The sequence below is a fragment of the uncultured Bradyrhizobium sp. genome (genome assembly GCF_964252615.1).
Taxonomy (GTDB): Bacteria; Pseudomonadota; Alphaproteobacteria; order Rhizobiales; family Xanthobacteraceae; genus Bradyrhizobium.
In genome coordinates, this window is the sequence record NZ_CAXUNQ010000011.1 from 27,357 (window position 1) to 46,465 (window position 19,109).

Sequence of the window (19,109 nt, forward strand, 5' to 3'; positions counted from 1 at the left end):
ACTCACGCGGCTTTCTGTGCGCCATTGGGGCGAATACCCAATAGATGACTGATCGCGAATACAAGATCGGCGCGGTTCATGGTGTAGAAATGAAAGGTGTCGACGCCGCGCTTGGCGAGCTTCTGGACCTGGCCGGCCGCAACGGTGGCAGCCACCAGCTTGCGGGTCTCGGCGTCGTCGTCGAGGCCGTCGAACTTCTGCGCCAGCCAATCCGGCATGCTGGCGCCGGTCCGCTTGGCGAAACTGGCGGCCTGCTTGAAGTTCTGCACCGGCAGGATTCCCGGCACGATCGGAATATCGATCCCGCGCGCGCGGACGCGGTCGAGATAGCGGAAATACAGGTCGTTATCGAAGAAGAACTGGGTGATGGCGCGGGTGGCGCCGGCATCGACTTTGGCCTTGAGCATGTCGATGTCGGCTTCGAAGCTTGGGCTTTCGGGATGCCGCTCCGGATAGGCCGACACCGTCACCTCGATATCGCCATAGCGGCGCTTGATCGACGCGACGAGATCGGCCGAACTGCGGTAACCGTCAGGGTGCGGCGCGTAGCTGCCGCCGAGCCCGCCGACGGGATCGCCGCGCAGCGCCACGATGTGGCGGACGCCGACTTGGTGGTATCGCGACACCACGTCATCGACGTCGGCGCATGGCGCATCGACGCAGGTGAGGTGGGCAGCCGGCGTCAGGCCGGTTTCGGCCAGAATGCGGGCGATGGTCGAATGGGTACGCTCGCGGGTCGAACCGCCGGCGCCGTAGGTCACCGACACGAAATTGGGAAGCAACGGCGCAAGGCGGGTGATCGTATCCCAGAGATTGCGCTCCATCTCCTCGGTCTTGGGCGGAAAGAATTCGAAGGAGATGGCAGGGCGTTTTTGCGCCGAAGGATGCGCCGGCGGCGATGGGGATACCGAAATCTCAGTCATGGCGCCTCAACTCCACTCCGGCTGCGCAAGCGCTTCACGCAAAGCTGCAAGGTGCCAGAATAAGCCAACCCGGCCCACTGAAACAGCCCATTGAATGTCATTTTTTATGGGAAATGGCCCACTAAGGAGCTTTAAGGAAGGAACAGGGGCGGCATTCGGCCAAGAAGATGGGCACGTTTACCGAGACGATGATTTCCATAATAACCGAATATATCAATGAATGTCCTCGATTTTGGCGGTTTGTGTGGGATCTGGCCGTATTTATAAGATGGGCAAACTTGGTTCAGGGGTCGATCATAAAAACAGTGTCCCACGATCCGTTTGTGATGATCGCGTTTGGCTGCCGCAGCAAATGCGTTCCTGATCTGCGGTCGGACCCTTTGTCCGCTGCCTCCAACACATTACTTTAATGCCATGATCCCTCTTTCCGTTCTCGATTTGTCGGTGGTCACCACCGGCACCAAGCCGGCCGCGGCGCTACGCAACAGCATCGATCTGGCGGTTCACGCCGAGCGCCTTGGCTATGTCCGCTACTGGCTGGCCGAACATCACAACCTTGCATCGGTTGCAAGCCCGGCGCCTGACCTCATGATCGGACAGATCGCCGCCGTGACCAGCCGCATCCACGTCGGTTCCGGCGGCGTGATGCTGCCTAACCATGCGCCGCTGATGGTCGCCGAACGGTTCAAGATGCTGGAGGCACTGTTTCCAGGCCGGATCGATCTCGGCCTCGGCCGCGCGCCGGGCACCGACGGCGCCACCGCCCACGCGCTGCGCAGCCGGCTCGACCGCCGCGAGGGCGACGATTTCCTGGAACGGCTGCATGAACTGACATTGTGGGAGACGCGGGAGTTTCCGCCCGGCCATCCCTACAACCATGTGGTGGCGATGCCGGACGACACTCCGCTGCCGCCGATCTGGCTGCTCGGCTCCAGTGACTACAGCTCGGAACTCGCAGCCCAGGTGGGAATGGGTTTTGCGTTCGCGCATCACTTCGCGTCCTACGACGCCGTCGACGCACTGACGAATTATCGCACCCGCTTCAAGCCGTCGCGCTGGCGGGCCAAGCCCCATGGCATTCTCGCGGTCGCCGTGGTTGCCGCCGACAGCGATGCCGAGGCCGAACAACTGGCCTTGTCGATGGATCTCAATCGGCTCCGCCGCGACCGCGGCCAATATCTGCCGCTGCCAAGCCTGGAAGAGGCGCGGGCCTACCCTTATACCGATGCGGAGCGCGTTTTGATCGCGCGCAATCGTTCGCGGCTGTTCGTCGGCAGCCCTGCGACGGTGATGCAGAAACTGCAGCCCATGATCGCAGCGAGCCAAGCCGATGAACTGATGATCATCACCGCGGTCTACGACCACGACGCGCGCAAGCGGTCGTATAGCCTGCTGGCGGACGCGTTCGAGCTGGGCAAACAGGCGGCGGCCTAATGGTTCTCGTGCTCCGGACGCAGCGCTGCGCATAGCCCTTGCGACGCGCTGAGCCGGGGCCGCCACGGGGCTGGTGTTTGGTGCGGTCCCCGGCTCTGCGGAGCGGCACGGTCGCGATGCTTCGCATCGCCTTGGAAGGCCGCGCCCGCGGCGCGGGTCACTCCGCCTTCTCCGCAAACGTGGCGCGGAAGGGGTGAGCCGGATAGACCCCGACAATGCGCAATTCCTTTGAAAAGAACTTCAACTCCTCCAGCGCAAACGCCAGCTTCCTGTCCTCGGGATGGCCATCGACGTCGGCATAAAACTGGGTGGCGAAGAAATTGCCGTCCACCATGTAGCTTTCCAGCTTGGTCATGTTGACGCCGTTGGTGGCGAAACCGCCCATCGCCTTGTAGAGCGCGGCGGGCAGGTTGCGCACCCGGAACACAAAGGTGGTGACCAGCGGTCCGGAGCCTTGCTTCGCCCATTCTTCCGTTCGCGCCAGCACCACAAAGCGCGTCGTGTTGTGGGTTTCGTCCTCGACGTCGTCCGCCAGTATGTCGAGGCCGTAAATGCGGGCGGCGAGGCGTGAGGCGATCGCGGCACAACTGTTGTCGCCGCGTTCGGCGACAATCCGCGCGCTTCCCGCGGTATCGGCGGCGACCACCGGCTTGATGCCGAGCTTGCGGATGATGCGGCGGCACTGGCCGAGCGCATGGACGTGGCTCTCGACGGTCTTGATATCGGCGAGCCTGGCGCCACGCGGCGCCATCAATTGATGGCGGATCGGCAAGAACCATTCTCCGACGATGAACAGGCCGGACGCCGGCAACAAATGATGAATGTCGGCGACGCGTCCGGCGACCGAATTTTCGATCGGAATCATGCCGAGGTCAGCCTCTCCGGAAGAGATCGCGGCCAGCGCGTCCTCGAAGGTGGCGCAGGGCAACGGTTCGGCATCCGGATAGGCCTCGACGATGGCGAGATGCGAGTTCGCGCCGGGCTCGCCCTGGAATGCAATTGTGTTGGCTTTGGTCATGGCGCCTTGTAGCAGCCGCTCAGCTTTGCGCCAGTAGACGGCGTGCGGTTTGCAGATCGTCCGGAGTGTCGACGCCGCGCGGCACCGTATCCACGATGGTTACGTCGATCCGCATGCCGGCCTCGGTCGCCCGGAGTTGTTCCAGCTTTTCCTGCTGTTCCAGCGCGGACGGGCGCAGCGTGACGAAACGCTGCAGCGCTTCGCGGCGATAGGCATAGAGTCCGACGTGGTGGTAGCGGGGTCCCTCGCCCCAGGGAGCGGTGGCGCGGGTAAAGTACAGCGCGCGCAGCCGGCGATGGCTGACCGGGGAACCGACCACCTTCACCACGTTGGGGTTGGTGCTTTCCTCGTCGGTATGGATTTGCGCCGCCAGCGTCGCGATGTCGACCGCGGGATCACGAAGCGGCCCGAGCACGGCGCGGATATTGTCCGGCCGGATGGTCGGAAAATCTCCCTGCAGATTGATGATGATTTCGGTCAGGCCGCCGGGATCGAGCCTGCCGAGCGCCTCGTAGATCCGATCCGAGCCGGAAGGATGATCGGCTGAGGTCATCACCGCCTCGCCGCCGTGGATTTCTACCGCCTCGGCGATGTCGGGTGTGTCGGTGGCGACCGCCACCCGGCCGATATCGGCGGCTTCGGCCCGGCGCAGCACATGGACGATCATCGGCAGTCCGGCGATTTCCAGCAACGGTTTGCCAGGCAGCCGTGTGGAAGCCATGCGGGCGGGAATCAGCACCAGAATGCGGGGTTCGGTCATGGGGGTTGAACCCGGCTAAGTGATGGGGAATTGATGGGGATTGGTCGAAAGTTCGGGCGTTTATACGGGTTGCCAGAGCGCGGGCAAACCGATATCTGATCGCTGCTGAAGGTGCAGCGCGAAAGCCTGATTCCTGCCGCCTATCCTTGGCCGCTCAGTTGGCCGCAACGTCGAAATTCCGGCCTGGAGCCTGATCGAAAATGGACTCCTTCGAACTCAATAAGATCCTCGGCGCCGTCCTGGCCACCTGCCTCGTTCTGCTGGTGTCGAGTTTTACTGCAGGCGCGGTTTTTGCCCCCAAGAAGCTCGAAAAACCTGGCTATGACATCGCCGTGAAGGAAGACGATCACGCCGGCGGGGCCAAGGAAGCTGCGGCACCGTCGGAGCCGATCGAGAAGCTGCTGCAGACGGCTTCTGCCGAAAGGGGCGTGGCTGCCGCGAAGAAATGCGCGGCCTGCCATACCTTCGAAAAAAGCGGCCCCAACCGCGTCGGCCCGAACCTGTTCGGCACCGTCAACGAAAAGAAGGGCGAAGGTAAAGGCGGGTTTAATTTCTCCGCGGCCATGAAGCAAAAGGGCGGCACCTGGACCTTCGACGATTTGAACAAGTTCATTGCCAGCCCGAAGGGCTTCATTCCTGGCACGGCGATGGGCTTCGCCGGCATCCAGAAGGACAGCGAGCGCGCCGACGTGATCGCCTACCTCGCGACGCTGGCCGACACCCCGGTGCCGCTGCCGACGGCGGCGAAATAGCACCGTTCGCGGCCCATGAATTCTTCGTTCTCAACGGCCAGGTTCGCCTGGCCGTTTTCGTTTGCCGGGAAACCGGCGCTTCATATGCGCGTTATCGGGACGTTTCGCCGCAGCGGGGTCGGTCGCGGGCTGGTAAAAAGCAACATAATCGGTCGAATCCTCGCCTTATATTGCGGCTCTAGTCGCGGTCGGCAGCATCAGGAAATTCTTCAATTGGCCATTACCCGACGACGTCTTCTTCAGAGCACGGCTTTTGCCGCCGCCGTTCCGGCCTTTGCCGCAGCAACCGGCCTGCAAACGGCGGGCACGGCCCGCGCGCAGGCGGCAACCGGCGAGGCGGCGTGGCGGCATGCGTTGTCGCTGTTCGGCGACATCAAATATCCGGTGGACTTCCAGCGCTTCGATTACGTCAATCCGGACGCGCCGAAGGGCGGCGTCGCACGCTCGATATCGATCGGCACGTTCGATAATTTCAACCTCGCCGTGGCGGGTGTGAAGGGGTCGATCGCGCCGGCGGTCGGGCTGATCTATGAAGCGCTGATGGCCCGTTCACAGGACGAGGTCATCACCTATTACGGATTGCTGGCCGAAGCGGCGTCGCATCCGGACGACTTTTCATGGGTCAAGTACCGGCTGCGCAAGGAGGCGCGCTGGCACGACGGTAGGCCGGTAACCCCGGAAGACGTGGTGTTCTCGATCGATACCTTGAAAAAATACAGCCCGATGTACTCCTCTTATTACCGCCATGTCGTCAAGACCGAGAAGACCGGTGAGCGCGAGGTCACGTTTACGTTCGACCAGCCCGGAAACCGTGAACTGCCGACCATCGTCGGTGAATTGACCGTGCTGCCGAAGCATTGGTGGGAGGGCACCGACAGCGAAGGCCGCAAGCGCGATATCTCGGCGACGACGCTGGAAAAGCCGCTCGGCTCCGGCCCCTACCGGATCAAGGATTTTGTCGCCGGCCGTTCGGTCGCGGTCGAGCGGGTCAGGGATTACTGGGGTGCAAAGCTGCCGGTGCGGATCGGCGAGAATAATTTCGACGAACTGCGTTTCGAATTCTTCCGGGACAATCTTGTCGCGCTCGAAGCCTTCAAGGCCGACCAGGCGGACTGGATCGCCGAGAATTCCGCGAAACAGTGGGCGACCGCATATGATTTTCCAGCGGTCAACGAAAAACGCGTCGTCAGGGAGGAATTTCCGATCAACGATTCCGGACGGATGCAGGGGTTCGCGTTCAACCTGCGCCGCGACGCCTTCAAGGATTCGAGGTTGCGCCGCGCCTTCAACTACGCCTTCGATTTCGAGGAGATGAACAAGCAGTTGTTCTACGGGCAGTACAAGCGGATCAACAGTTATTTCGAAGGCACCGAGCTCGCCTGCTCGGGCCTGCCGCAGGGCGACGAACTGCAGATTCTCGAAACCGTGCGCGACAAGGTGCCGGCCGAGGTCTTCACGACGCCTTATGCCAATCCGGTGGGCGGCAACCCGGAAGCGGTGCGCGGCAATCTGCGCGAAAGCGCCAAGCTGCTGAAGGACGCCGGGTTCGAGGTGCGCGAGCGCAAGCTGGTCGATCCCTCCGGCAAACCGGTTAGCGTCGAGATTCTGGTGCAGGATCCGTCGGCCGAGCGTATCGCGTTGTTCTACAAGCCGTCGCTGGAACGCATCGGGGTGACGGCTTCGATCCGCACCGTGGACGATGCGCAGTACCAGAACCGGCTGCGCAGCTTCGATTTCGACATGATTATCGACCAATGGGGACAGTCGCTGTCTCCCGGCAACGAGCAGCGGGAGTTTTGGGGATCGCAGGCCGCGGACAAGCCGGGCGCGCGCAACACCATCGGCATCAGGAATCCCGCCATCGACGAACTGATCGACAAGGTGATCTTTGCAAAGGATCGCACGACGCTGCTGGCCACGACCAGGGCGCTCGATCGCGTGCTGCTTTGGAATTTCTACGTCGTGCCGCAGTTCACCTATGGCTTTTCGCGCTATGCGCGGTGGGACCGCTTCAGCCACGCCGAGCCGCTGCCGAAATACGGCCGGTCCGGCCTGCCGGCGCTGTGGTGGTACGATGCCGACAAAGCCGCCAGGATCGGCAGACGGTCTTGAGCGATCCGGCGCGCCTGGCGCAGTTTACCCGACGGCGTGTGCTCGGTTTCGGCGCCGGTGCGATCGGCGCAACCTGGCTGCGGCCGGCGATGGCGGTCGATGCCGGTGCCGAGGTTCACGGTCTTTCGGTGTTCGGCGATCTGAAATATCCGCCGGACTTTCATCACTTCGACTACGTCAATCCGGTCGCTCCGAAAGGCGGACTGTTTTCAATGATCCCGTCGGTGCGGGCCTACAATCAGTCCTACCAGACCTTCAATTCGCTCAACGCCTTTATTCTGAAAGGCGAGGGCGCCCAGGGCATGGACCTGACCTTTGCGGCGCTGATGGCGCGTGCGGGCGACGAGCCGGACGCGATGTACGGCCTGGCCGCCAAATCCGTGCAGATATCGGCGGACAAGCTGGTCTACCGCTTCACGCTGCGCCCCGAAGCAAGATTTCACGACGGCAGCAGGCTCACCGCGCACGACGCCGCCTTTTCGCTCACGACGCTCAAAACCAACGGGCATCCGCTGATCCTGCAGCAGATGCGCGATATGGTGAAGGCCGAGGCATCGGACGATGCGACCCTGGTCGTTACTTTTGCCGAGAAGCGGGCGCGTGACGTGCCGCTTTATATTGCCGGCCTGCCGATCTTCTCGAAAGCCTATTATGCGACGCGGCCGTTCGACGAATCCACGCTCGAGATTCCGCTCGGAAGCGGACCGTACAAGATAGGAAAATTCGAGGCCAACCGCTACATCGAGTTCGAACGCGTCAAGGACTGGTGGGCCGCCGATCTTCCGGTTGCGCGCGGCCTGTATAATTTCGACACGGTGCGCTACGAATTCTACCGCGACCGCGACGTGGCGTTCGAGGGCTTTACCGCCAAGAATTATCTGTTCCGCGAAGAGTTCACCGCGCGGGTGTGGGCGACGCGCTACGATTTCCCCGCCGTCAAGGACGGCCGCGTCAAGCGCGAAATCCTGCCCGACGAAACGCCGTCGGGCGCGCAGGGCTGGTTCATCAACACCCGCCGCGAGAAATTCCAGGACCCGCGGGTGCGCGAGGCGCTGACCTCTGCTTTCGATTTCGAATGGACCAACAAGACCATCATGTACGGCGCCTACGCGCGCACCCATTCGGTGTTCCAGAATTCCGACATGATGGCCGGCGGGCTGCCGTCGCCGGAAGAAGTCAAATTGCTGGAGCCGTTTCACGGCCAGGTGCCTAATGAGGTGTTCGGCGCGCCGTTCGTGCCGCCGGTGTCCGACGGATCCGGACAGGACCGTACATTGTTGCGCAAGGCATCGCAGCTCCTGCAGGACGCGGGCCTGGTCATCAAGGACGGCAAGCGGCTGTTGCCGAACGGCGAGGTTTTCAGGATCGAATTTCTTGCCGATGAACCCTCGATCCAGCCGCATCACGCGCCCTATATCAAAAATCTCGGCACGCTCGGAATCGAGGCCAGTTTGCGCCTGGTCGACCCGGTGCAATACCGCGCGCGGCTGGAAGATTTCGACTTCGATATGACCATCCAGCGCTTCAGCATGTCGGCGACGCCGGGGGACGGCATGCGTCCGTTCTTTTCCTCGCAGGCGGCCAGGACCAAGGGTTCCTACAACCTCGCCGGCATCGCCAGTCCCGCGATCGACGCGCTGATCGAGAAAATCCTCGGCGCCGACAATCGCGCCGAGCTGACGGTCGCGTGCCGCGCGTTCGACCGCGTATTCCGCGCCGGGCGCTACTGGGTGCCGCAGTGGTATCGCACCAGCCACCCGCTCGCCTATTGGGACGTGTTCGACCATCCGGTGAAGTTGCCGCGCTATCCGATCGACGCGTCGAGCATCGGCGAGCGGGTCCTGTGGTGGTCTGATCCCGACAAGGCGGCGAAGCTCGAGCAGGTGAAATAGCATGAGCGCATACATCGCGCGCCGCATTTTCCTGATGATCCCCACCTTGCTGGGGATTTTGTTCGTCTCCTTTGTGGTGGTGCAATTCGCCCCCGGCGGCCCGGTCGAGCGCGTCATCGCGCAGCTCAGCGGCGCGGATACCGGCGGCGCGTCGCGGGTATCGGGATCGTCCGGCGGCGATTTCGGCGCGCGGACGCAGATGGGCGCGTCGGGAGATGCGGTGAATTCGAAATACCGCGGCGCGCAGGGCCTCGATCCGGATTTCGTCAAGAGCCTCGAAAAGCAATTCGGCTTCGACAAGCCGGCGCCGGAACGTTTCGCGCTGATGCTGTGGAATTTCTCCCGGTTCGATTTCGGCAAAAGCTATTTCCGCGATGTCAGCGTGCTGCAGCTGATCAAGGAGAAGCTGCCGGTGTCGATGTCGCTCGGCGTCTGGATGACGCTGCTGACCTATCTGATCTCGATTCCGCTCGGTATCCGCAAGGCGGTACAGGACGGATCGAGGTTCGATACCTGGACCTCGGCAGTGATCATCGTAGGTTTTGCGATCCCCGGCTTCCTGTTCGCGATCCTGTTGATCATCCTGTTCGCCGGCGGTTCGTTCATGAGCATCTTCCCGCTGCGGGGGCTTACGTCGGACGGCTGGGGCCAGTTCCCATGGTACTGGAAAATTCTGGACTATTTCTGGCACATCTCGCTGCCGCTGATCTCCATGGTGCTCGGCGCCTTCGCCACCATGACGCTGCTGACCAAGAATTCGTTTCTCGACGAGATCCGCAAGCAGTATGTCATGACCGCGCGGGCCAAGGGCTGCAGCGAACGCCAGGTGCTGTATAACCATATCTTCCGCAACGCCATGCTGATCGTCATTGCCGGCTTTCCCGGCGCGTTCATCCACGCGTTCTTCTCGGGTTCGCTGCTGATCGAGACCATCTTTTCGCTGGATGGATTGGGCCTGCTCGGTTTCGAGAGCGTGCTCAACCGCGACTATCCGGTGGTGTTCGGCACGCTGTTCATCTTTTCACTGGTCGGCCTCGTCGTGAATCTGGTTTCCGACCTGGCCTATATGTGGATCGATCCGCGGATCGATTTCGAGGCGCGGGAAGTCTGATGACACTCACCGCGCCGCCGCCGATCGAGACCACGACGCTGTCGCCGCTCGGCGAGGCGGCGCCGCCGTCACGCCGGCCGCTCGGTATTTCGCCGCTCAATCAGCGCCGTTGGCAGAACTTCAAGTCGAACCGCCGCGGCTACTGGTCGTTCTGGATTTTCCTGCTGCTGTTCGTGGTTTCATTGTTCGCCGAACTGATCGCCAACGACCGTCCGTTCTTCCTCAAGTTCGACGGGCGCCTGTATTGGCCGGCGTTCATCAGTTACTCCGAGACGACGTTCGGCGGCGATTTCGAGACCGCCGCCGACTACCGCGACCCTTATCTGCAGAAGCTGATCAAGGCCAAGGGCGGCACCATCATCTGGCCGCTGATCCGCTATTCCTACGACACCCACAATCTCGACCTGCCGACCCCGGCGCCGTCGAAGCCGACCTGGATGCTGACCGAAGCGCAATGCAGGGAGGTGGTCGAGCGCAAGGGCCTCAAGAGCTGCCGCGATCTCGAATACAACTGGCTCGGCACCGACGACCAGGGCCGCGACGTGGTGGCGCGGCTGATCTACGGCTTTCGCATCTCGGTGCTGTTCGGCCTTGCGCTGACGATCATTTCGTCCGTTATCGGCGTCGCCGCCGGGGGCGTGCAAGGCTATTTCGGCGGCTGGGTCGATCTCGGTTTCCAGCGCTTTATCGAAATCTGGAGCTCCATTCCCTCGCTGTATCTGCTCTTGATCCTGTCGTCGGTATTGGTGCCCGGATTCTTCGTCCTGCTCGGTATCCTCCTGCTGTTTTCCTGGGTGTCGCTGGTAGGACTGGTTCGCGCCGAATTCCTGCGCGGACGGAATTTCGAATATATTCAGGCGGCCCGCGCGCTCGGCGTCTCCAACGCCGTCATCATGTTCCGGCACCTGCTGCCCAACGCGATGGTGGCGACCATGACCTTCCTGCCGTTCATCGTTTCATCCTCGGTGATGACGCTGACGGCACTGGATTTCCTCGGTTTTGGACTGCCGCCGGGCTCGCCGTCGCTCGGCGAACTCTTGTCGCAGGGCAAGGCCAACGTGCAGGCGCCGTGGCTCGGCTTCACCGGCTTCTTTGCGGTCGCAATCATGCTGTCGCTCCTGATCTTTATCGGCGAAGCGGTGCGCGACGCCTTCGATCCGCGCAAGACGTTCAGGTAGATTTGTGGTAAGATTCGAAGAGATAAAGGTGCGCCATGAACAGGACCGTTCGCGAACATTATCCGGCTTCGAAGCTTCCAGATGACTTGCGGGGCAGCGTCGATCCTTCCTCGACCGTGACTGTCATTGTCGCCGAGGAGGAACAGCGACCTGAGAAAGTGATGAGCCTTGAGGAAATCTTCTCTTTAGAAGGCTTTCGACGCCGCTCGGCCGAAGAAATCGATGGAGACGTCCGGAAAATGCGAGACGAATGGGATGACTGAAGTTCCCGACGGCATTATCTATCTCGATACTAATTTCTTCATTAAGGCAGTTGAAGGTACGAAAGAGACTGCGGCGCCGGCGCAAAAATTGATTGAGATTCTTCGACAACGGCGGGATCGGGTGGCCGTTACAAGCGAAATTACCTTTGCTGAAGTTCTTGCTCCGTCCCGGCGGGTCGATGCGCTGAGCCCGGGCATCAAACGGCGCGCTTATCTCGATCTGCTTCTTTGGAGCAACTTAATCGGATTAATTCCTGTTAGTCGGAGTATTTTGATCGAGACGGCTGATTTGCGCGGCGTCACTCCCCTTAAGCTACCTGATGCGGTTCACCTTACGTCGGCGATACAGAGTGGATGCCGCTTTTTCGTCTCGACAGATAAGGATTTCAGCAGATTGCCCACGGGGATGGTGCGGGTGAACTTTGATGAAGAAAGCCTGTCTCGCTTGATCCGAGAACTTTCCTGATGGACGCCATCAACCAGCCCTTGCTCGACGTGCGCGATCTGTCGGTGGCGTTCCACCAGCCCAGCGGCACCTCCCTCGCGGTCGATCGTATTTCGTTCGAGATCAGGCGCGGCGAGTGCGTGGCGCTGGTCGGCGAGTCCGGGTCGGGAAAATCGGTCAGCGCGCTGTCGATCCTCAAGCTGCTGCCCTATCCCACCGCGTCGCATCCCTCCGGCTACGTCCGCTTCAAGGGCCGCGAGCTGCTGACCCTGTCCGAGCGCGAGATCCGCGGCATCCGCGGCAACGATATTTCGATCATCTTCCAGGAGCCGATGACCTCGCTCAATCCGCTGCACACCATCGAAGCACAGATCGGCGAGATCCTGCAGTTGCACAGCGGCCTTTGCGGTTCGACGGCGCGGGCGCGGACGCTGCAACTGCTGACCCAGGTCGGCATTCCCGAGCCGGAGACGCGGCTGGCCAGCTATCCGCATCAACTGTCCGGCGGCCAGCGCCAGCGGGTGATGATCGCGATGGCGCTTGCCAACGAGCCGGATTTGCTGATCGCGGACGAGCCGACCACGGCGCTGGACGTCACGGTGCAGGCGCAGATCCTGGCCCTGCTGGCGGATATCCGCGCGCGGCTCGGCATGAGCCTGCTGTTCATCACCCATGACCTCGGCATCGTGCGCCGCATCGCCGACGTCGTCTGTGTCATGAACAACGGCAAGATCGTCGAGCAGGGGCCGGTGGAGCAGGTCTTTACGGCGCCGAAGCATCCGTATACCCGCGCGCTGCTCGCTGCCGAGCCGAAGCCGGATCCGGCGCCGCCGCGGCCGGATTCGCCGGTGGTGATGTCGACCGACGACCTGAAAGTATGGTTTCCGGTCAAGCGCGGCCTGCTGCGCTCGACGGTCGGACACATCAAGGCGGTCGACGGGGTCAGCCTTTCGGTGCGTCAGGGTGAGACGCTCGGCGTGGTCGGCGAGTCCGGCTCGGGCAAGACCACGCTCGGGCTGGCGCTGCTGCGGCTGATTTCCTCCAATGGTCCGATCGTGTTTCTGGGCAAGGACATCCAGGGCCTGCGCTTCAAGGCGATGCGGCCGTTCCGCCGCGACATGCAGATCGTGTTTCAGGATCCCTTCGGTGCGCTGAGCCCGCGCATGTCGGTCGGCGATATCATCGCCGAAGGACTTTCCGTGCATCAGCCCGGGCTGTCGCACGACGCGCGGGAAGCGCGCGTGATCACGGCGCTGAACGACGTCGGCATGGATCCGGCGACGCGGTTCCGGTATCCGCATGAATTCTCCGGCGGCCAGCGCCAGCGCATCAGCATTGCGCGCGCGGCGGTGCTGGAGCCGCATTTCGTCGTGCTGGACGAGCCGACCTCGGCCCTCGACATGCTGTTCCAGGCGCAGATGGTCGATCTCTTGCGGGAACTGCAGCGCAAGCGCGATCTCACCTACATGTTCATCTCGCACGACCTGCGCGTCGTGGCCTCCCTGGCGAGCCATCTGATCGTGATGCGCCATGGCAAGGTGGTCGAGGAAGGGCCGGCGTCGGAGCTGTTCAAAAATCCGAAGACCGATTACACCCGCGCGCTGTTCGCCGCCGCATTCCGGATCGAGGCCGCGCCCGGTGCGGTCGCGGAGTAGTACGAATGAAGAGCATAGCTTCTGCTCCTATAATCGTCTGATGCTCGTCACTTCGCTGCCCGTGGCCTTGATGCGTGCAATCGCATCTTGCGTGTTCTCGACCGCCGTTGCCATGTGGTGCGCATTGGCGTGAACGATGGTTTCGGTGTCGCGCACGATCGCGACATGACCTTCCCAGAAGATCAGATCGCCGCGCTGCAGTTGTCTCGACTCCGATGGCGACAATGCCCGCCCCAACGCCGCCTCCTGCATGTCGCTGTCGCGCGGACAGCCGGTGCCGGCGGCGTTGAGCGCGATCTGCACCAGGCCGGAGCAATCGATGCCGAGGCTGGTCTTGCCGCCCCACAGATAAGGCGTTCCGGCAAACCTTTCGGCGACGGCGACGAAATCGCTCTGATGGACACCGAGTGCGCCGAGATGCTGTCGCGGCACATGGCGGCCGTCATGCGTGACGGCGAATTCACCGTGGTTGCGCGTGACTGCAATTGTCGCGCCCAGCGGCAACATGTCGGCTGGCGGCAGTTTGATTGAAGGGCCGGGGAACGCGAATGTCAGTACGGCGGTGACTTTATGCGTCGGCACAGCAGCGAGCCGCGCCATCGCGCGATCGGGCAGCCAGCCGACATAGCCGTCGCCGTTCAACTGCCCCCAGGCCCAGCCCTCGCCGTTGCGTTCATAGATCGTGACGCGCTCGCCCTTCAAAGCCTGCGTCGCCAGTTCCGCATCCGAAGCTGGATCGCGGCGCATCGGCGCGATGCTATCGATGATTTCGAGATCCTCGCCGGCGACGAAGCGTGCGGCGCTGACCTTTCCTTCCAGATATTTCGCGGCCAGATCCGGCCGCGCCGGCGTCAGGCGCGGGTCATCCATAGCGCTGGCTCAGCAGTTTATAGATCGCGCGCGCGGCCTGGCACTCACCGCCCTCCGGACGGCCCGGCTTGGCCGAAGGCGTCCAGCCGTAGATGTCCACGTGCAGCCAGCTCTTTGCAGCCCCGACAAAGCGCTGCAGGAACAGCGCGCAGGTGATCGAGCCCGCAAACGCTCCCGACGGCGCGTTATTGATATCGGCGACCTTGGAATCCAGCCAGCTGTCGTAGGGCGGCCACAGCGGCAATCGCCACAGCGGATCGTTCTCCGTCTTGGCGTGAGCTGTGACCTCCAGCGCCAGCCTTTCGTCGTTGGTATAAAAAGGCGGCAGATCCGGACCCAGCGCCACCCGTGCCGCACCGGTCAGGGTCCCCAGGTCGATCAACAGATCGGGTTTCTCCTCGTCGGCAAGCGCCAGCGCGTCGGCCAGCACCAGCCGGCCTTCGGCGTCGGTGTTGCCGATCTCCACCGTGACGCCCTTGCGCGACCGAAAGATATCGAGCGGACGGAAGGCATTGCCGGCCACCGCATTCTCCACCGCCGGGATCAGCACCCGCAGCCGGACCTTGAGCCTGGCATCCATCACCATCGACGCCAGCGCCAGCGCGTTGGCGGCACCGCCCATGTCCTTCTTCATGATCAGCATGCCGGCGGACGGTTTCAGGTCGAGCCCGCCGGTGTCGAAGCAGACGCCCTTGCCGACCAGCGTCACCTTGGGATGCGCGGGATCGCCCCAGGAAAAATCGATTAGCCGCGGCGCGCGCGGCGATGCCATGCCGACCGCATGAATCAGCGGAAAATTCCGCCGCACAAGGTCGTCGCCGACGATGCAATCGAAATCCGCGCCGTATCGGCCTGCAAGATCCTGCGCCGCCAGCGCCAGTTCCTCGGGCCCCATGTCGTTGGCGGGCGTATTGATGAGGTCGCGCGCAAACGCCGCCGCTTCCGCCATGCGCGTGATGTCGGCGATGTCGACGCCGTCGGGGGGCACCAGTCTGACGCTCGGGGCCTTGTTCTTGCGATAGCGGCCGAACCGGTAACTGCCGAGCGCAAATGCGAGCGCTGCAAGGCGCATGTCGTGCGGCGCATTGGCGAAGCGGTAGACGCCCGGAGGCAGCAGACCCGGCAACTGGCCGGGCCGGAACAGGTCGCGCCATGGAGCGGCGTCATCCTCCAGTCCGAACAGGACCTGCGCGATCCGGCCGTCGGCGGCCGGCAGGGTCAGGCATTTTCCCGGCTTGGCCGCAAAACCATTGGCTTGCGCGAACTGCCGCGCCTGCGCGGGCAAGGCCGCGCCGATCGCATCCCACGTCGTCTTGGTGACGAAGGTAATCGGAATGGCTGTGGTTGCCGGCGCGGTTTCAAAGGCGGAATGCATGCGGTCTGGTCTCGTTGCAGCGGGCAGGGCGCGGGCCGACCGGGCCATTAACCGGCCGTTAGGGTTAACGGTTTATTGCTTGACGCGTTCGGCTCGATCGATGCGCCGGCTATTGATGAGTTAAAGTGCCATGCGTCAGCAGTCCAGTCTTGCCCGGCTCCTCGCCTCCGCAGCCGTGATCACGATTTTGGCCGCTGGCCTTGGCGGCTGTCAGACCATGGCTGACATCACCGGATCGGCCGCATCTTCAAAGGCCGACACAAGCCCCGACGGCGATCCGCGCCGCGCCGCCGAGGTCTATGGCGAACGCTATCGCGCCAATCCCAAGGATGCCGATGCGGCCCTGCGCTACGGCCAGGCGCTCCGCGCCACCGGACAGCGCTCCCAGGCCGCCGCCGTGCTCGAGCAGGCCACCATCGCCCATCCCGGCGACAAGACGCTGCTGGCCGGCTACGGCCGCGCGCTGGCCGATAACGGCAATTTCAAGCAGGCGTTCGACGTGCTCGGCCGCGCCCATTCGCCCGAAAACCCGGATTGGCGGATTCTCTCGGTGCAGGGAACCGCGCTGGATCAACTTGGCCGCCATGATGAAGCCCGCCGCTATTATGCCAGCGCGCTGAAAATCGTGCCGGAAGAGCCTTCGGTGCTGTCCAATCTCGGCATGTCGTATGTGTTGTCCAAGGATCTGCCGAAGGCCGAGGAGAACTTGCGCCGCGCTTACGGCAGTGCCAGGGCCGACACGCGGGTGCGGCAGAATCTGGGACTGGTGGTCGGCCTGCAGGGCCGCTTCGCCGAGGCCGAAACCATCGTCAAGGCCGATCTGCCGCCCGACGAGGCGGCCGCGAATGTCGCCTATCTGAAGCAGATGCTCAGCCGCAAGGACAATCCGCGCGCGGGCGCGGCGGCCATTCCGGTGGCGGCGCTCAACCGCCCGGATTGAACCCGATTGGGACGAGCCCGGCCATGACGGTGTGTTGGCGTCGCAGCGCAGTGTAGCGCCGCATCACGCCGGGACACGAGAGGCCGTCATTGCCGGAGTTTGACCCGGCAATCCATTCGTCTTCGCAAAATCTTTTGCCAAGAGCGATGGATAAGCCGGTCAAGCCAGCGGTTGACGCGGCGTGTATTGCGGCGTCTTGCAATATCGTGCTCCACGGGGCGCGTTCCCCGGACGCAGCGCAGCGCGCAGCCCTTGCGGAGCGGTGCGCTGCAGAGCCGGGGTTCCGGTTGCTTGCGACTCCAACCCTTCGAAACAACTCTTCCGAAGATGGATGGATACGCGGGTCCAGCCCGCGTATGACGGGATGTGTGCATCCAGTAGGGACGAGCCCGGCCATGACGAACCGGGGCTTCGCGCCTTACTGCATTGCGGCGACCTTGATGCCGGTCGGCCCGAGGATGACCACGAACAGCACCGGCAGGAAGAACAGGATCATCGGCACCGTCAGTTTCGGCGGCAGCGCTGCCGCCTTCTTCTCGGCTTCGTTCATGCGCATGTCGCGATTTTCCTGGGCCATCACGCGCAGGCTCTGGCCCAGCGGCGTGCCGTAACGTTCCGACTGCTGCAAGGCGAGACAGACTGATTTCACGCCTTCCAGGCCGGTGCGCTTGGCCAGGTTCTCATAGGCGACCTTGCGGTCCTGCAGATAAGACAGCTCGGCCGTGGTGAGGGTGAACTCTTCGGACAGCGCCACCGACTGCGACCCGATCTCGACGCTGACCTTGCGGAACGCGACTTCGATCGACATGCCGGATTCGATGCAGATCAGCAGCAGATCGAGCGCATCCGGGAAAGCCCGTTTGATCGAAAGCTGGCGTTTCGAGATCGCGTTCTTCAGGAACAGCATCGGCGCCTGCAGGCCGAAATAGGCGGCGCCAATGCACATGCCGATCTTTACCGGCGTCGATTTCTCCATGTGGGAGATCACGAAAACATAGAGCACCGAGCCCGCCAGAAACAGGATCGGCGTCACCATGCGGAAGAACAGAAAGGTGACGTAGGGCGCGTGCCCGCGATAGCCCGCCATGATCAGCTTGTCGCGCGCGGCTTCCTGCGCCACCCATTTTCCGAGGTTGAAGTCTTCCACCACCTTGGAGACGAGTTGCTTCGGCGCCTGACGCAGCGAAACCTTTTCAGTCTTGGAAAGACGATCGCGCTCCCGCTGCCGGAGCCGCTCGCGCTCGCTGGCGACGGCCTTCATGCGTTTGGCCAGGCCCTCGCCGGCGAACAGCGGCATGATCAGCGTGTACGCGGTGGCGCTGGCGGCAATGGCGGCAAACAGCATGGTCATGAACCGCGCGTCGTGAAGCTTTGTGACCAGGAACTCAATCATGCGGCACCGTCAGAAATCGAAATTGATCATTTTCTTCATCACGAAGATGCCGCAGGACATCCACACCACGCAGCCGGCCAGCATCAACTGACCGGTCGGATGCGTCCACAGCAGCGAGATATAGTCCGGGGTCGACAGGTACACGAGCAGCATGACGATCGGCGGCAGCGAGCCGATGATGCCGGCGGATGCCTTGGCTTCCATCGACATGGCTTGAATCTTCTCGGCCATCTTCTTGCGGTCGCGCAGCACCTTGGACAGGTTGCCCAGCGCCTCGGACAGGTTGCCGCCGGATTTCTGCTGGATCGCGATCACGATCCCGAAGAAGTTGGCTTCCGGCACCGGCATCCGTTCGAACAGGCGCGAACAGGCCTCGCCGAGCGGCATGCCGATCGCCTGGGTTTCGATGATCGCGATGAATTCGCTTTTGAGCGGCTCAGGTGCGTCGGCCGCAACCACCTTGATCGATTCGAACAGCGGCAGACCGGCCTTGATGCCGCGAACGATGACGTCGACGGCGTCCGGCAGCGCTTTAAGGAAATTCTTTTCCCGGCGTTTCTTGAGATAACCGAGGATCCAGCGCGGCAGGCCGAATCCGGCGGCGAATGCAAGGCCGAGGGCGGCGATCATTCCGCCGCCGAAAAACAGCGCGATGGCGGCGCACGCCATCCCGAGAATGCCCGAGATGATCATGAATTTCTTCGGCGTCCAGTCCAGGCCGGCCTGGGTGAGGCGAATACCGAGCGAGACTTTCTTTTCTTTCTGCCGGCGGGCCTCGACCTCCTTCATGGACCCTTCGACCTGTTCGCGGCGCGAGCGCTGCGCCTTGTCGGTCTGGCGCGCCACAGGCTCGGATCGGGCAACCGAGGCGCGGCGGGCTTCCGCCTTCCTTTCTCCGGACAGCAGCGGATAAAGGAAGACCCAGGCCAGCCCGCCGACGGCGGTGGCTCCCAAAAAGGCGAATGCGAGCGTCTGCATGTTCATGGCC

The 19,109-nt window shown here is 62.8% G+C and carries 17 protein-coding genes; 10 read left to right on the top strand and 7 right to left on the bottom strand.

Annotated elements, in window-relative coordinates:
* Nucleotides 1-2 precede the first annotated feature (2 nt).
* Nucleotides 3-923, bottom strand: coding sequence for a methylenetetrahydrofolate reductase [NAD(P)H] (gene metF, locus ACFE72_RS08770; protein ID WP_375412696.1), 921 nt, complete (start codon nt 921-923; stop codon nt 3-5).
* 414 nt (nt 924-1,337) lie between these two features.
* On the opposite strand from metF, the gene ACFE72_RS08775 reads away from it, so the two are divergent.
* Complete coding sequence (locus ACFE72_RS08775; RefSeq protein ID WP_375412697.1) at nt 1,338-2,357, top strand: LLM class flavin-dependent oxidoreductase; 1,020 nt, start codon at nt 1,338-1,340, stop codon at nt 2,355-2,357.
* A gap of 157 nt (nt 2,358-2,514) precedes the next feature.
* On the opposite strand, the gene ACFE72_RS08780 is transcribed toward ACFE72_RS08775, so the two are convergent.
* Together ACFE72_RS08780 and ACFE72_RS08785 are read right to left on the bottom strand one after the other, a co-directional pair.
* Entirely contained in the window at nt 2,515-3,375 is an 861-nt protein-coding gene (locus ACFE72_RS08780; RefSeq protein ID WP_375412698.1) for a prephenate dehydratase, read from the bottom strand.
* 19 nt (nt 3,376-3,394) lie between these two features.
* Nucleotides 3,395-4,135 (bottom strand): 3-deoxy-manno-octulosonate cytidylyltransferase, encoded by a 741-nt coding sequence (locus ACFE72_RS08785; protein WP_375412699.1) that lies wholly within the window; start codon nt 4,133-4,135, stop codon nt 3,395-3,397.
* Nucleotides 4,136-4,335: 200 nt separating this feature from the next.
* Between ACFE72_RS08785 and ACFE72_RS08790 the strand changes: the two genes are divergently transcribed.
* The 8 genes from ACFE72_RS08790 (at nt 4,336) to ACFE72_RS08825 (ending at nt 13,543) form a co-directional block, all read left to right on the top strand.
* On the top strand, nt 4,336-4,887 hold the full coding sequence (locus ACFE72_RS08790) for a c-type cytochrome (RefSeq protein WP_375412700.1): 552 nt from the start codon (nt 4,336-4,338) through the stop codon (nt 4,885-4,887).
* A gap of 213 nt (nt 4,888-5,100) precedes the next feature.
* Nucleotides 5,101-6,999 (top strand): extracellular solute-binding protein, encoded by a 1,899-nt coding sequence (locus tag ACFE72_RS08795; RefSeq protein ID WP_375412701.1) that lies wholly within the window; start codon nt 5,101-5,103, stop codon nt 6,997-6,999.
* Between the two features lie 14 nt (nt 7,000-7,013).
* Entirely contained in the window at nt 7,014-8,891 is a 1,878-nt protein-coding gene (locus ACFE72_RS08800; protein ID WP_375412769.1) for an extracellular solute-binding protein, read from the top strand.
* A gap of 1 nt (nt 8,892) precedes the next feature.
* Nucleotides 8,893-10,002, top strand: a complete 1,110-nt coding sequence (locus ACFE72_RS08805) for a microcin C ABC transporter permease YejB (protein ID WP_375412702.1) — start codon at nt 8,893-8,895, stop codon at nt 10,000-10,002.
* Nucleotides 10,002-11,180: an ABC transporter permease gene (locus tag ACFE72_RS08810; RefSeq protein WP_375412703.1), complete on the top strand. Its 1,179-nt coding sequence runs from the start codon at nt 10,002-10,004 to the stop codon at nt 11,178-11,180. The genes ACFE72_RS08805 and ACFE72_RS08810 overlap by 1 nt, the downstream gene beginning before the upstream one ends.
* 35 nt (nt 11,181-11,215) lie before the next feature.
* Nucleotides 11,216-11,443 (top strand): hypothetical protein, encoded by a 228-nt coding sequence (locus tag ACFE72_RS08815; RefSeq protein ID WP_375412704.1) that lies wholly within the window; start codon nt 11,216-11,218, stop codon nt 11,441-11,443.
* Nucleotides 11,436-11,909 carry a type II toxin-antitoxin system VapC family toxin gene (locus ACFE72_RS08820; RefSeq protein ID WP_375412705.1) on the top strand — a complete coding sequence of 158 codons (474 nt, stop codon included), beginning with the start codon at nt 11,436-11,438 and terminating at the stop codon, nt 11,907-11,909. The genes ACFE72_RS08815 and ACFE72_RS08820 overlap by 8 nt, the downstream gene beginning before the upstream one ends.
* Nucleotides 11,909-13,543 carry an ABC transporter ATP-binding protein gene (locus ACFE72_RS08825; RefSeq protein WP_375412706.1) on the top strand — a complete coding sequence of 545 codons (1,635 nt, stop codon included), beginning with the start codon at nt 11,909-11,911 and terminating at the stop codon, nt 13,541-13,543. The genes ACFE72_RS08820 and ACFE72_RS08825 overlap by 1 nt, the downstream gene beginning before the upstream one ends.
* Nucleotides 13,544-13,570: 27 nt before the next feature.
* Here the strand turns inward: ACFE72_RS08825 and ACFE72_RS08830 are convergent, their stop codons facing one another.
* Both ACFE72_RS08830 and ACFE72_RS08835 read right to left on the bottom strand, forming a co-directional pair.
* Complete coding sequence (locus ACFE72_RS08830) at nt 13,571-14,413, bottom strand: C40 family peptidase (RefSeq protein WP_375412707.1); 843 nt, start codon at nt 14,411-14,413, stop codon at nt 13,571-13,573.
* Nucleotides 14,406-15,788, bottom strand: coding sequence for a M17 family metallopeptidase (locus ACFE72_RS08835; RefSeq protein ID WP_375412708.1), 1,383 nt, complete (start codon nt 15,786-15,788; stop codon nt 14,406-14,408). The genes ACFE72_RS08830 and ACFE72_RS08835 overlap by 8 nt, the downstream gene beginning before the upstream one ends.
* 130 nt (nt 15,789-15,918) lie before the next feature.
* Here ACFE72_RS08835 and ACFE72_RS08840 point away from each other — a divergent pair, with 130 nt between their 5' ends.
* On the top strand, nt 15,919-16,728 hold the full coding sequence (locus ACFE72_RS08840; protein ID WP_375412709.1) for a tetratricopeptide repeat protein: 810 nt from the start codon (nt 15,919-15,921) through the stop codon (nt 16,726-16,728).
* 418 nt (nt 16,729-17,146) lie between these two features.
* Here ACFE72_RS08840 and ACFE72_RS08845 read toward each other — a convergent pair whose 3' ends face one another.
* Together ACFE72_RS08845 and ACFE72_RS08850 are read right to left on the bottom strand one after the other, a co-directional pair.
* Complete coding sequence (locus tag ACFE72_RS08845; protein ID WP_375412710.1) at nt 17,147-18,121, bottom strand: type II secretion system F family protein; 975 nt, start codon at nt 18,119-18,121, stop codon at nt 17,147-17,149.
* 9 nt (nt 18,122-18,130) lie between these two features.
* Nucleotides 18,131-19,105, bottom strand: a complete 975-nt coding sequence (locus ACFE72_RS08850) for a type II secretion system F family protein (protein ID WP_375412711.1) — start codon at nt 19,103-19,105, stop codon at nt 18,131-18,133.
* Between the last annotated feature and the right edge of the window lie 4 nt (nt 19,106-19,109).